Below are 13184 nucleotides of genomic sequence, written 5' to 3' on the forward strand. Positions count from 1 at the left end.
CATGCCACGCCAGGTTGTCCGTGCCGAACCGACGTACGGCCGTGACGCTCATTTGACGCTCCGGGCGCCCGCTGGCCCTCATTCGGGATCCGAAAGCCTCTCTGACCTGATGTTTTAACGCTTGCGTTCAGGGCGACATGTTTCCGATGACGTCGCACGTGGAGTGTGTGGCGATTTTGGAGCCCGCTACAAAGGGGCTCTGACCTGCTGATTTTCTGATTCCCCAGGTTGCGGGCGGGGCGTGCCGGCATGTTTCCGTAGGTTCACCGCGTGGAGCATGCTGTAGGTCCCGCCACGCGTCTCACCGGCGGTTTCGCGGCAGGTGTGTGAGTCGCGAACGGTCTGCCTCAACTCCGTAAGGGACGGGTTCGGAAAATGCCTTGACGCTCGTTCGACGCTGTTTCTGACGGAGTGTGAGGTGGTCGTCCTGGATCAGATAGCGCGGGTCAATCGATTTGTCGGGCTTTTGCGGAACCTGTGGTGTTCACCGACCTGCGGGGCCTCGATGACGGTGACGCGTCTGCCGTACCGAGGGCGGGTGCCAGCGGTACCGACTGACCCGACTCATGGACTGGTTCCTGCTCCTGCACGGAGACGAGGAGGGGACCGTGTTCGCCGTCGAGTCTGAGGGTATCGGCCTGCATGCGCTGCACCCGGTTTTCGAACCGCACCTGCGTGCGGCACGAAGTCCACCGTGTTCGCCGTCCGATGTCACGGATTGTCATCGCCGCGTAGTGTGGACTGTTGCTTGTCAAAGTGCGTCAGTCCTTGGATTCCTCGGGCGTCCACTCCCGGGCGAAATACTCCAGCTGCTTGGTGATGAGCTCTACTGCGTCCAAGACCTCCGCGGGTGGGTATCCGTGCCGGGCGAGCAGTCGTTTGATGGTGCTGCGCAGTCTGGCGCGGACAGGTTCGTGGGAGACCCAGTCCGGTGTCAGTTGCCGACGCACAGTGGTCACCAGCGCGCGGGCGATGTCGGCAAGCGCTGCGTCGCCGATGAGGCCGCGGGCCGTGCCGTGGCCGGCGATCGCGTCGTAGAAGGCGAGTTCATCCTGGCTCAGCGGCGGGTCGAACCGCTCACCGCGGTGGGTGTCCGAGGCTATCTCGTGCACCATCTCGGTCAGTTCGGCGATGATCTCCCCGCTGGTGAGCCGCTGCCGTTCGTATTCGCTCGTCAGGTCCCGCAACCGTGCCGACAGGACGCCGCGCCGAACGACATTGTGCTGGGTGACTTCGTGTACGGACTGCTCGGCCAGCCGCCGCATGGCCTCGGTGGCCAAGTGCGGGGTTTCGGACGCCTGGAGTCCTGTGGCGGGCGCCTCCGGCCCGGCGGTCTGCGCCAGCTGCTGCACCATGTGCACCATGTCTTGGGATTCGTCCGGGCCCATTGCCTCGCGGTCTGCGGCGTCGAATCTGGCCATCCAGATACGCACCTTCGTCATGAACTTCAGGTCGGATCGCCAGTTCGGAACATCTGGAAACCGTTCCGCGATCTTGGTGCTGGCGAAGGTCAGTGCATGGAAACGCTCCAGGCGATAGGCGTGCTCGCGAAAGCGCCGCCCGAGATTGCGGGCCGGGTCGGCAGTGTCGTTTCCGGGAGTGCGGGGGTCGCGCAGATGATTCAAGGTCTTCAGTACGGCGTCCAGGTGTGACCGGGGACCTGGTCTTGCGAGCAGTGCGCGCCAGTCGATGCCCGCGAGGATGCAGCACAAGGCGTCGTACTCCTTGCGCAGCTCATCGAGTGCCGTGTCGATGTCCGCGGCTGCGTATCGGACGGCCTGGCCGGTGTCGGAGCGTTCGGCGAGCATCTGACGTAGGTTGTCGGCAAGAGGCACGTAGCCGACGAGGAGACCGTCCGGCTTGCCGCGGAAGCGACGGTTGACCCGAACCATGGCCTGCATCAGCAGGTTGCCCTTGAGGGAGCGGTCCAGATACATGGTGTGGACCGGCGGCGCGTCGAAGCCGGTGAGCAGCATGCTGTGCACGATGAGCAGTTCGAGCTCGTCGTCCGGATCCTGGGCCCGTCTGACTACCGTCGAGCGCTCCGCCGGAGTCAGAGCATGGGAACGCAGCCGGTCCGGGTCCATGCCCAAGCCCGAGAAGACGATCTTCATCGTCCCGTGGTCAACCGCCTGATGAGCCCACCCGGGCCGTAGTTCCTGGATGGCCTCGAACACTCGCACGCACATCTCGCGTGTGGCACAGACGACCATGGCCTTGCCGGGTGTGCCGATGAACGGCGTCATGTGTGCGCGACGTTGCTCCCAGTGCTCCACCAGGTCGGAGGCCAGGGCGTGGACCCGAGCCGGGGTGCCGTGTGTGGCGTTCAGATCGGCGACGGTCCGCTCGGTGCGACGGCGTCCGGATCCGGCAGTCAGTCCGGACTCCTCGTCGAACTCTGGGAGATCGGGCCAGGATTCCCGGGCGAATTCGATGGTCCGGTCCTCGTAGTGGACAGGGACCGTCACCCCATCGCCGGTGGCCCGCTCGAGGTCATAGGTGTCGATGGAGCCGCCGAACACCTGGCGGATCATCCGGTCGGCTGACGAAAGCGGTACGGAGGTGAAGGCGAGCAGGGTTGCGTTCGGCAGGGCCCCGCGGAGATGGCGGGCGTGCAGGGAACGGTGGGATCGGTGGGCTTCGTCGACGATGACGACGATGTTCCGCCGTTCGGACAGCGTGGGGTGTCCGGAACCCGACGTGTGCTCACGTGTGGTGAGGCCGAATTTCTGCAAGGTCGTGAAGACGGTGCCGCCGGCACGCATGCCGGACAGCAGCCCACGCAATTCCTCACGGGAGTCCGCGTGGTACAGGGGCTCCAGCGGAGGCCCGTGCTCCTGGAAAATCGCGAACAGTTGGTGGTCGCGGTCGGTATTGTCCGTGACAACGACGAGCGTAGGCCAGTTCAGTGCCGGGTCACGAGCGATGATCCCGGAAGTCCACACCATGGTCCAGGACGTGCCGCTTCCGGTGGCGTGCGCCACGACTCCGGCCCGCCCGTCGGTGCGAAAGGCCTCGACCACGCATCGTGCGGCCTTGGTCGCTGCGAAATACTGGTGCGGTCTGGCGATGCGCTTCCCGGTGGACGTGAAGTCGATGAACCCATCGACGAAGCGCAGCAGCCGGGTCCGGTCGAACAGGCCGCGCAGGGCCAGCTGTTCTGCTGTCGCGTCTCCCTCACCGGCTTGGTCCGGCCGTACCGGCCGACCCGACTCGTCTACGTTCCAGGCAGCATATTGCTCGTACGGCGTGAAGGGCGTCCCGTACACGGCTTCGGTCCCGGATGAGAGCAAAGTGACGGCGTTGTAGCGGAAGGCGGCGGGGAAGTCCTCCGCGCACCGCTGAATTGTGCGGTGCGCCCCTCGCAGCGCCCCGTCCCCGTCCTGGGCCCGCTTCGCCTCGATCACGGCCACCGGCAGCCCGTTGACGTAGAGGACGAGGTCCAAGCGGCGACGCTGCCCGTCCGCGCCGGCGAGTGCGGTGTCGGTCGACACGACGTACCTGTTGGCGTCCGCGTTCCTCAGATCGATCAGTCGGACCGGGGGGTTGTGCCGTGCGCCGAACTCGTCCGTGTAGGCGACGGATCGAATCCCATGGGTCATATACGCGTGCGTCTGCCTGTTTTCGGTGTACGCGTCCTGGTCTACGGGAGTGGCCGCGATGGACACGGCTTGGCTCACCGCCTCCGGAGGCAGGCCAGTGTTGAGGCGGGTGATCGCCTCGCGGAGCTGGTCGTGGAGGATCAGACCGTCCCAGTCACGCCGGTGGCCGGACCCCGGCGCGAGCCGGTTTCCGGGACACGCCTCCCAGCCGAGCCGCTTCAGCTCGGTCACCGTGAGCTGCGCCCACTCGGATCCGGTGGGCAGGCTGGTCACGTAGCGTCCTCCACGACTGCTTTGGCGTCCCTGACGCGCAGGCTGCCCGTCATCAGCTGGGGAAGAAGGCTGTCGCGGAGCTCGGCCAGGGTGGCCGACTCCGCCTGTCCGTGGTCGGCCCGGTTCTCCAGCGCCTCGAGCGTAGCCCGCAGCGCGGGCCGGTGGGCGTCGGCGGGCAGGAGGAGCTCCAGGGCGGCCAGATGGGTCTCCCGAAGTCCGGTCTGCCGGGGCGTCCCCTCTGCCATGGCCTCGATGCTGGGCTGTGCGCGCAGCATCGCGAACCCCGTGCAAAGGGGGTCGGTCAGTTCAGGCGCGAAGCGGACCGTCAGCAGACGGGCGCCCGGCACCGCATCCGCGTCCGCGGTCCAGCGGGCGACACGGCCGAGTGTGCCGGCGCCGTACGAGGTGACCAGCACGTCGTGGCGCTGCAGCATCCTGGCGGCGTCCACCTCCTCCCTGAGCGCCCGGCCCGCGGACTCGGTGATCACCCGGCCTTCTCGGACGCACTCCTGGTCGAGCAAGATCACCCCATGCGGGGCGTCCGTGTACCGGTGTGTGACGCCCCGGTGCAGCGCACTCGTGACGGAGCCAACGGCGACCCGGACCGGGTCTGCCGACTCGACGGCCCGGTCGTAATGTGCCAGTGCCAGCTCGCGGGTGGCGGCCACGATGCGGCTGTTGGCGGCGATCTTGTCGTCCAACGCGCCGAGGACGGCGACCACCCCCTCCTGCTCGGCCATCGGAGGGTGCGGGACCGGAAGGGTGCGGATCGACGTCAGGGCAGCGGCCATGCCCGACCCGCCCACAGCCGACGTGTGGGTCAGAAGCGAACGCCGTCCCGCCTCCGACCGGAACCAGTAGTGGTAGAACTCGGGCAGTGCTCTCGCCGGATCCAGCCGGGACCGCAGCTGGGACGAATCGATGACGTACCGGTTGTATTCCAGCCTGCGAGGCACCATGGACACCTGGCCGATGGCACCCCGGTGGGTGAACACGACGTCTCCCGGGAAGACGTTCGCCGACAGCACCTCGTCCGCCTTCTCCTCCGTGATGAAGACGAATTCACCGTCGAGGATTCCCCGTGCCAGATTCGTCCCGCGGATGACGGGGACTCCGTCCCGAACGTAATCCTCCTTCGTGATCCGTGATCCAAACGGGCCCATGGCGAAGGCCGAACGGTCTTCGGACGCGGCCAGCGACTGGTACTCGACGAACTTCCAGTCAGCCATCGACCCTCCGCAACTGTGCCCGCACCGCCTCCGTCAGGTCGTCCGCCAAGCTGAAGAGCCCATCGAGCTCCTTCGTCAGGCGCCCGATGCGTTCGGCAGCCGACTCGACACCGACTTCGGCGATGTACCGGTTCGGCGACAGCACATGGCCTTCGCGCCGGACATCTGCCACATCCGCGGAGAAACAGAATCCGGCAACGTTCTTGTACCGCTTGCCCGCTGCCGAGGCCATGCCCCGCCATGCGCGATACGTGCCGACGATCTTCGCGAGGTCGCCGTCGGAGAGGGTGCGCTCTCCTCGGCCGGCTGTCTCACCCATGGTCCCGGCGTCGATGAACAGTATGCGGCCACGCCGGTCTTCCAGGTTCTTGGTTCCCCGGGGGGACTTGTCCTTGTCCAGGAGCCACAGATATACGGGAACGCCGGTGCTGCGGAAGAGGTTCGGCGGTAGCGCGACCATGCAGGCCACCAGGTCTTCCTCGATCAACGCCCGGCGGATCTCGTCTTCGCGGCCCCGGCCGCCAGTGACCGAGGCACCGGCCAGAACGACACCGGCGGTGCCCTTGTCTCCGAGCTTGGCGATGATGTGCTGCAACCATGCGAAGTTCGCGTTGGCTTGCGGCGGCACACCGTACCGCCAACGCGAGTCCTCCGGGTTCCGTGGCCAATCCTTGAGGTTGAAGGGGGGAATGGACAGGACGAAGTCGGCTTCCAGACCGGGGTACCGGTCCTCGCTGAGGGAATCCCCCCACGCCAGGTCGCCTTCGACACCGTGCAGCGCGAGGTTCATCCTCGCCAGCCGCCATGTGCGGTCATCCCGATCTTGGCCGTGCACCGCCAAGTCGTCTGTGTGTGCTGTGGTCCCGTGTCCGGCAGCGAATTCTCCTGCCCGGACGAGCAGCCCGGCCGTGCCGCAGACCGGGTCGTAGATCCGGCCCGCGTACGGCTCCAGCATCTCCACCAGCAGCCGGGCCACGCTCCCCGGGGGGTGGAAGTCACCGCCTCGTTTCCCTTCCGCCCGGGAGAACCTGTCGAGGAAGTCCGCGTACACCGCGCTCAGGACGTCCCGTGCCGGCCTGCCTCCGGGGCCCGTGAACCGCGCGTCGTCCATGAGGGCGACCAGTTCGGCGAGACGGCGCCAGCCGATGTCCTCCTGACCGTAGATTTTCGGCAGGACACCGGCGAGCGGTGGGTTCTCCTGCATGACGGCGTCGATCGCGTCATCGAGGTACCGGCCGACGTCCTCGCTCCCCGTGCGGGCAGCGATGGCGCTCCAGCGGGCGGACTCCGGCACCCAGCAGGCGCCGTAGCCGATGTACTCGTCCTTGTCCTCCAGGAAGACGGCCCGTTGTGCCGCGTTCATGCCTTCCTCGGCGAGTTCCTCGTCGAGCTCGGCGCGGCGCTCGTCGAAGGCGTCGGACAGGTATTTCAGAAAGACCAGGCCGAGGAGGAACTCCTTGTACCGGGCAATGTCCATCGAGCCACGCAGCTTGTCCGCGGCCGTCCACAAGACGTGCTGGATCTCACCGGAGCCCGGTACGCCGGACAGCTCGGCTCGGACGTCGGCTCGGTTCATCCGCGACGGCATGGCAGCGGTTCCTCTTCCTTGAGCGGCGGATCACTGGTCGGCATGCAGAGTAAGGGTGCCGTCGGCCATCCCGGCGGTGGCGAGGCTCCCCAGCTCGTCGAGAGCCCCGATCTGCTGCCGCAGTACCGACGACCGCCGCTCGATGTCCTCGAGCAGGGCATCGAGACGGTCGGCTTCCACCGGACCGACATCGGGAAATTCCAGCTCTTCGAGCGTACGCGCGGAGTGCACGGAGCCCCGGGTGCGCCGGTACTCCGCGGCTGCCATGGACAGGAACGCGGCCAGAACCCGGGGCCTCACAGGGCGCGCCGCCTCCGACCGGATTCTCAGCACCCGGGCGGGATAGGCGACGACGGAGAAACCGTCCGCGTCGATGTACGCGCCGAACTCTGGCTGAGCCGTGATTACAAGATCACCGGGTTCGGTAAAGGCGACGTGCCGGTATGCCGTCATCAGCACGGCACGGTCGATGCGGTGGGTGCCGACCGGTTTCCTGCCGAGGACCTCGGCGGGGGTCAGGACGTTGTGGTCACCGCGGTCCAGCAGGTACTCGGTGGCGATCCGGTGCCCCGGGAGCATACGCAGGCGACGCTCCTTGCGCAGCCGCGCGATGGTGGTGGACGGTGGGGTGCTGCTCTCCGGGCGGAGTGAGGCATGGGCCGTCAGTTCGCCGCCCGCACCGGACTCGCGGTGGGCCCGCTCGCCGAGCTCCTTCAGTCGAAGTTCCAGATCGGCCATGCGAAGGACCCTGTCCGGAGCCCCCGTAGCAGCCCGCGTCCGGGGCGTGAGCGCGGCACCGGCACGGCTGTTCAGCCTCTCGACGGACACGGCCATGCTGTGGTGGAGCGTTGGGAGACCGTCGTCGTCCCAGCCACCGGCTCGCCACCGCCGGATGTCCTCGGTGATCCCGGTGAGAGTCCGCTCGGTCATCTCCTGGCCCGACAGGTCGGCGAGGAGGACTCGGCCCCGCCTCTCCTGCTCCGGTGTACGGGCCAGCACCCAGAGCGCGGTGCGGTACCCCGGCCGGTACGGCATGACTCCGCCCGGCAGAGCGACCACGGCCTTCAACAGGCCGTTGGTCAGAAAATACCTGCGGAAGCGGTCGGCCCAGTCGTGGGGACGCAACGGCTCCGTCAAGGCGTCGGCGGGACCGAGCACGACGGCTGTGCACCTCTCGGCAAGGAGATCGGTCAGGGCCTCGATCCGCTCCAGCGTTTTCTCTGGCAGCCGTTCCTCGCGGGCCAGGTAGGGGAGGACGGAGGCGACGACGTTCGGTCCGTCGAGCGCGTCGGGGACGCTCTCGCCTTCCTGCACGCCAAAGACCTGTCCCAGCACGCCGCGGACCAGCATCCGACGTCGTACGAGACGTACCAGTGAGCGGTCCGTGTCGGAGGCGACGAACCTTGGCGTGATACCGGGGCCGGCCACGGAGTGCAGGGCGACGAGGAGGTCTCCGCCGCGGGCACCCGGGTTGGCGACGACCGGGTCGGTCATGCCATCGATCCCCGTGAGCCGCGCGATGCACTCGGTCATCCCGGGGGTGAGGGTGTCTGCGGTCAGATCGTGGAACCCCAGCCTGTGGCGCACGCCGAGCAGCCATTCGAAGGCATCCGCTGCAGGCCCGTGACGATCCGTCAGCATGCCGCCCTGGCGTCGGCGTGTGTTCGTGGCGGCCGCCACCAGTTCGTCGGCGAGCCGGGACAGGGGCGGTCCCCAAGGGCCGGCGTTCGTCAACTCACTGATCAGACAGGTGTCGTCCTCGTCCAGCAGTCCGGCCCGCTCCACGACCGACTCCCAGGTGGTGTCTTCCCCCGAAAGCAGCGGCATGCCCTCGTGGTGGCGCAGACACATGAGCGCGGTCAGTACGTCCAGCATCTGCCGACTGGGAATGCGCGAGGTCCAGGCTGAGAGGCAGTGCAGTGCCAGCTCCGTGCCCAGGTCGTTCTCGTCGGCATTGCCGTGGCCCGTCGTCAGGAGCCAATCGACGATCTCTCGGCCGTCGAAGAAGGTACGGCCGCCGTCTCGGGCGATGGGTTCCGGGAAATCGCCGTGGCGGCGGCGCCAGTTGGCGGGCACGGCTCGCTCCACCCGGGCGAGAGCCGCGATCTCCGTTGGCGAGATGCGCCAGGTCGTCTCCCTGGACGGGCCGAGAGCATGGGTTTCGTGTGCGCTGGGCATTCCGGTCCCCCTCTTCGCCCGACCATGGTGCCGCGGCACCGGCGCCGTTTGCACTCTACGACCGACCGGGAAGTGCCAATACAGGAAAGCCTGATAGCAGGTGCTATCAGGCGGTCAGGTTCTGGACGTGGACTTCGCCTGTCAATGTCGATGTCCGTCACCCCGACCGGCACGACCGCGGTCCTGAGACCGGTGACGCACGAGACCGACTGGAGACACACATGGCTCCCAGCACGTCCCTTCGCACCCTCTACCGTCTCGTCGACGTCGTCCCGAACCGGGACGGCATGCGCGCGGCCCTCGATCACAAGCAGCTTGCGTCCCTCGACGCCGAGTTCCACGACGCCCACCGCGAACTGCTCCCGGTTCCCTGGCTGTTCCTCAGCGCGGGAATCGAAAAGCAAAAGGCGGCCTGGTGCGACGAGATCGCCCGCACCACCGGATGCGACGTGTCCGAGTGTGTCCGGAGGACGGCCGCACTGCTCATGCTCGCGGTCGACGGGGAGGTGTACGCCATCGGGTACGACCAGGGGTACCGGCTGATCCCGGACCGCCTGAAGGACCGGCGCTTCGGGCTCCGCTACGCCGCACGCCAGGTCGACCCGCTGCAGGTGCGGGGCCTCATCGCGAACACCATGGGCGAGGCCAGGACCGACATCGCCCTCGTGCCCGGCGGGACGTCCGTCACGCGCCTCGGCGTACGCGAGCACCAGCAGTTCGTCACCAGCCTTCGTGGCGTCCTCCAGTCCAACGGCCTTACGCGAGCCCAGAGCGGCGGGGGCGGCATCGTGAGCGTGGAAGGAGGTGCCGGACTCCGGCTTCCGCTCGGGATCGAGCCGGCCGACCTGGTCGCGGACATCCGGGAGATCGCGCGGGTGTGCCGTGACGAGTCCCCCGATCCCGCGCTGGAATTCGTCGAGCACATCACGCCGGTCAAGGACACGGCAACGCTGGCCCTCCTTGAGCAGGAGCTCGAGGCCGCGTTGGGCGATCCCGCCGACGGACGGATCACTCAGGGGGTCCCCGGGGACCACTGGGCGTACTACCAGGCTGCGGGTGCCGTCCAGCTGAGGATCGACGGCTGCGGGGTCACCATGGGGGACGCCTTCGAGCTCGACCATGTGCTGGACCGGGTGCGTACACGCCCGGCAGGCGGGCACCTGGCCGCGCTTCGGCGCAGTACCGTCACGCTCTACCGCCACCACCGGGCCGCTCCCGAGGACCGGCTCGTCGCCACACCCCTGCTGCGGTGGATCGAGGCCGGTATCTCCCTCGGGGAACGACGGTTCCTCCTGATGGACTGCGAGTGGTACGAGATCGGGGCGCGGTACCTCGCCGCGATCAGGGATACCGTGACACGGTTGATCAACCGTCCGCCGTCGGTGGAGTTGCCTGCCTGGGAACCGGGCGAGAAGGAGGACCTGTACAACGAGTCGGTCGCCCGGATGGGGGATGGCTACGTCTGCCTCGACCGCAAGAACGTGGGCAACCCACTCAAGGCCGGCAATGAGGTGGAGATCTGCGATGTCCTCACACCTGACGACACGCTGGTCCTGGTGAAGCGCGCCCACCGGTCCGGTCCGCTCAGCCACCTTTTCAGCCAGGGGCTGGTGGCCGTTCAGATGCTCAAGGAGTCGGCCGAGGTGCGCGCGCAGTTCGCCCGCAAGGTTTTCGAGCAGAGCAGGGGGAGGCGCATCATGCCCCTCGACTTCGTCCCCCGGCGTCTCGTGTTCGGCATTCTCTTGAAGGATGGTACGGAGGAGCTGACCCCGGAGACGCTGTTTCCCTTCTCCCAGGTGACGCTTGTCGAGACGGCGAAGACACTGCGGTCGTGGGGAGTGGAAGTGGAGGTCGTCGGCATCCGGGCAGCCCCTTCGCAGACTCCCCGGGCTGCATAGTTGGGCGTCACGGTTCGTATGGGTCAGGAGCGACCGCGGGGCGGCCCGAGATGGCCGCCGTGACAGCGGGGCCGCTGATGCAGCTTGCCCGGGCCCCTAAGGTGTTCATCCCTCACCGAAGACGTAGGTGCACAGGTCGGGATGCCGACACCGGTTGGGTCGGAGACCCTCTGCCAACGTCGGACGGTTCCGGTCCCTATTGGATGACGTGCAGTGTGGTTTCGGCGATGCTCCTGCCGGAACCGCATTGTGGAGCTGGTGAGGCGGCCCCAATGGCTGGATCATGGGACTCCATGAGGAGCTGGGTCGCGAGGTCGTTGGCCCACTCCGCGGCCCAGATACGGAGAGCGGTAATGGTGGCCTCCTCCACACCGTAGGCGGCGAGGCTTGGTCGTCAGTCCACTCGGCGCCCGTGCCGTTCGCCTGCAGGTCCTCGTGGTCGAAGCGGCCGCGGGCGTGGCGGCGGCCGACCTCCTCGAGCTTGCCTCGGACCAGCAGTGGGAGGCTGCGAACAGGTTGATCAGGTCGCAGGGCGCTTCGCGATCGGGGAGGGTATGGATCTTGGTCCCGACCGTCGGCCATGACGCTCGTTTGACGCTCTGGGCGTCCGTATACAGACCGATGAGCCGAGAAAGTGCATCTGACCTGGGATTTTCCGTGACTTGCCCAGGTCAACGTGATTCCGATGACGCACCATGTGGAGTGCGTGGCGATTCTGGAGCCGATCGCGAAGGGTGCCTGACCTGCGCTTTTGCGGCGCGTTGTGGTCGCTCGACCTGTTTCCCCTCGTGTAGCGGGTCGAGCGGGCGGGACGCCCTGTGAAGGCTGCCTGACCTGCGACTTCGTGGGGGAGGCGTACGCATCGGCGACACCTCGCGACGTAGTCGGAAGCCTCTTGACGCTCGGAGGACGCTCGACTCGGGGCTCTGGGCCGGTCGCATGGCTGGGGAATTCCAGCCGTCGGGAACTCGTGCCTCCCTGATCGGTCACCATCCGGCCCAATCGGGTGCCGGGGTCCAGGGGCGGCTTGGCCCGCACCCAGCCGACGTGGCTCCCGCCAGGTGATCAGGTCGCAGGGCTCTTCGTGATCGGGGAGGGCATGGATCTTGGTCCCGGCTCTCGCTGGATGACGATGACGCGTCTGCCGCACAGAAGGCGGGTTCCCAGGGATACCGACCGACTCATGGACTAGCCCCTGCTTCGGCACGGAGACGAACGGCGGACCGTGTTCGCCCGTCGAGTCTGAGAGCTCCGTGCCGCGAGACCGCACGATTCTCGCCGGTCGAATCCGCTGTCCTGTGACTCGTCCCTGAAGGTCGGTGTCTGCGACTGGTCCTGATTTCCCGGAGCACCTCCTCCTGGACGTCGGGCGGGCACAGCAGTACGGCCTGAAAGGTGATCTTCTCCTGGCCCGGAAGCTCGGGCTTTCCCGCCCAGAACTTGACGGCGTCATTCAGGACGCGGAAGAGGATTTCGCGTTCTTCGGCGCACTCGGAAAGCGCGGTGTCGGCGTCGTCGATGGTAAGAAGGAAATGCTTGGCGCTGATCCAGTGCAGATCGGTCAGACAGTCCCGCAGTGCGTTCCAGTTCCAACCGAAGTAGTCCGGGAGGCGCAGTGCCTCGTAGAACTGGGTGAACACCCCGTCGGAGTGGCGCATTTCCTGTCCTTGCATCCGGGCCGAGTAGATCAGTCCGGTGGGAGGCAGGGCGCGTGCAGCGGAGATCGAGGAGTCGCTCCGGACGACACAGATTTCTTCCTCGTTCCGTTCCCACCAGGCGGCGTTACTCATCGGTCTCCATCACGATGTACGTCTGACAAGGGGTCGGAGTGTGCCCGGCGTGCTCGGTGCGACAAGCTCGCGAACTCGTTTGCAGCTGCGATCTCGTCCGGACGCGATCAGTCGATGCCCGGGTCACCGGCCTCTTCATGCAGCAGGGTGGCGAGGTCTTCGGCCCACTCCAGGCCCATGTGCGGAGAGCGCTGATGGTGGCCTCGTCGCCGTCAGGTCTCGTCAGCAGGCATGCCCCGCGGCAACGCTTAGCGTGGCGCAGGGAAGCGCCTCCTATTGAAACAGGAGGCGGTCGCGCACCGCCAGGTGGGGCGTCACCTGAATCTCCAAGGCCCCCGTGCACTCGCCCGTGTGGAAGTCGATGGAAATATGCTTGGTTGATTGCCCTGAGGCGAAGGAAAGGCGCGTTGCGCTTTCGCGGAAGACATCCAGCATCTCCACCCCTCTATCGTTCACCCAGCGAATCCTTACCGACCTCGCCAGTGCATCGTAGGAAAAAATGACAGACTGTCCGAAATCATCCCGCAGGGTGAGAACCCGTGCGCCGCTCTCGTCTGAATCCGGCCATTCGCCGATGGCCTCGTAGACCTCTTCGTCGTCGGGAACGAGGAACTCTCGGTACATGT

Annotated in this window: 7 protein-coding genes; 1 reads left to right on the plus strand and 6 read right to left on the minus strand. The window is 66.9% G+C overall.

Translation table 11 applies throughout. The features are described from left to right. Positions 1-761 precede the first annotated feature (761 nt). The 4 genes from QQS16_RS30255 to QQS16_RS30270 form a co-directional block, all read right to left on the minus strand. Positions 762-3875: a type I restriction endonuclease subunit R gene (locus QQS16_RS30255; protein WP_286065216.1), complete on the minus strand. Its 3114-nt coding sequence runs from the start codon at positions 3873-3875 to the stop codon at positions 762-764. Further along, on the minus strand, positions 3872-5104 hold the full coding sequence (locus tag QQS16_RS30260; protein WP_286065217.1) for a restriction endonuclease subunit S: 1233 nt from the start codon (positions 5102-5104) through the stop codon (positions 3872-3874). Before QQS16_RS30260 ends, QQS16_RS30255 begins: the two co-directional genes overlap by 4 nt. Continuing rightward, positions 5097-6614, minus strand: coding sequence for a type I restriction-modification system subunit M (locus QQS16_RS30265; RefSeq protein ID WP_286065218.1), 1518 nt, complete (start codon positions 6612-6614; stop codon positions 5097-5099). Before QQS16_RS30265 ends, QQS16_RS30260 begins: the two co-directional genes overlap by 8 nt. 108 nt (positions 6615-6722) lie before the next feature. Beyond that, positions 6723-8870, minus strand: a complete 2148-nt coding sequence (locus tag QQS16_RS30270; RefSeq protein ID WP_286065219.1) for a DNA methyltransferase family protein — start codon at positions 8868-8870, stop codon at positions 6723-6725. 221 nt (positions 8871-9091) lie between these two features. On the opposite strand from QQS16_RS30270, the gene QQS16_RS30275 reads away from it, so the two are divergent. Further along, positions 9092-10768: a DUF6119 family protein gene (locus tag QQS16_RS30275; protein WP_286065220.1), complete on the plus strand. Its 1677-nt coding sequence runs from the start codon at positions 9092-9094 to the stop codon at positions 10766-10768. A 1181-nt stretch (positions 10769-11949) separates the two neighbouring features. On the opposite strand, the gene QQS16_RS30280 is transcribed toward QQS16_RS30275, so the two are convergent. Beyond that, a complete protein-coding gene (locus QQS16_RS30280; RefSeq protein ID WP_286065221.1) occupies positions 11950-12558 on the minus strand; it encodes a barstar family protein in 609 nt (202 codons plus the stop codon). Positions 12559-12831: 273 nt separating this feature from the next. Further along, a complete protein-coding gene (locus tag QQS16_RS30285) occupies positions 12832-13182 on the minus strand; it encodes a hypothetical protein (RefSeq protein WP_286065222.1) in 351 nt (116 codons plus the stop codon). Positions 13183-13184: the final 2 nt, after the last annotated feature.

Source organism: Streptomyces sp. ALI-76-A, assembly GCF_030287445.1.
Lineage (GTDB): Bacteria > Actinomycetota > Actinomycetes > Streptomycetales > Streptomycetaceae > Streptomyces.

Coding starts and splice junctions, on each gene's coding strand:
- QQS16_RS30285 (WP_286065222.1), bottom strand. CDS start 13,182: ATGTACCGAGAGTTCCTCGTTCCCGACGACGAAGAGGTCTACGAGGCC.
- QQS16_RS30275 (WP_286065220.1), top strand. CDS start 9,092: ATGGCTCCCAGCACGTCCCTTCGCACCCTCTACCGTCTCGTCGACGTC.
- QQS16_RS30270 (WP_286065219.1), bottom strand. CDS start 8,870: ATGCCCAGCGCACACGAAACCCATGCTCTCGGCCCGTCCAGGGAGACG.
- QQS16_RS30260 (WP_286065217.1), bottom strand. CDS start 5,104: ATGGCTGACTGGAAGTTCGTCGAGTACCAGTCGCTGGCCGCGTCCGAA.
- QQS16_RS30280 (WP_286065221.1), bottom strand. CDS start 12,558: ATGAGTAACGCCGCCTGGTGGGAACGGAACGAGGAAGAAATCTGTGTC.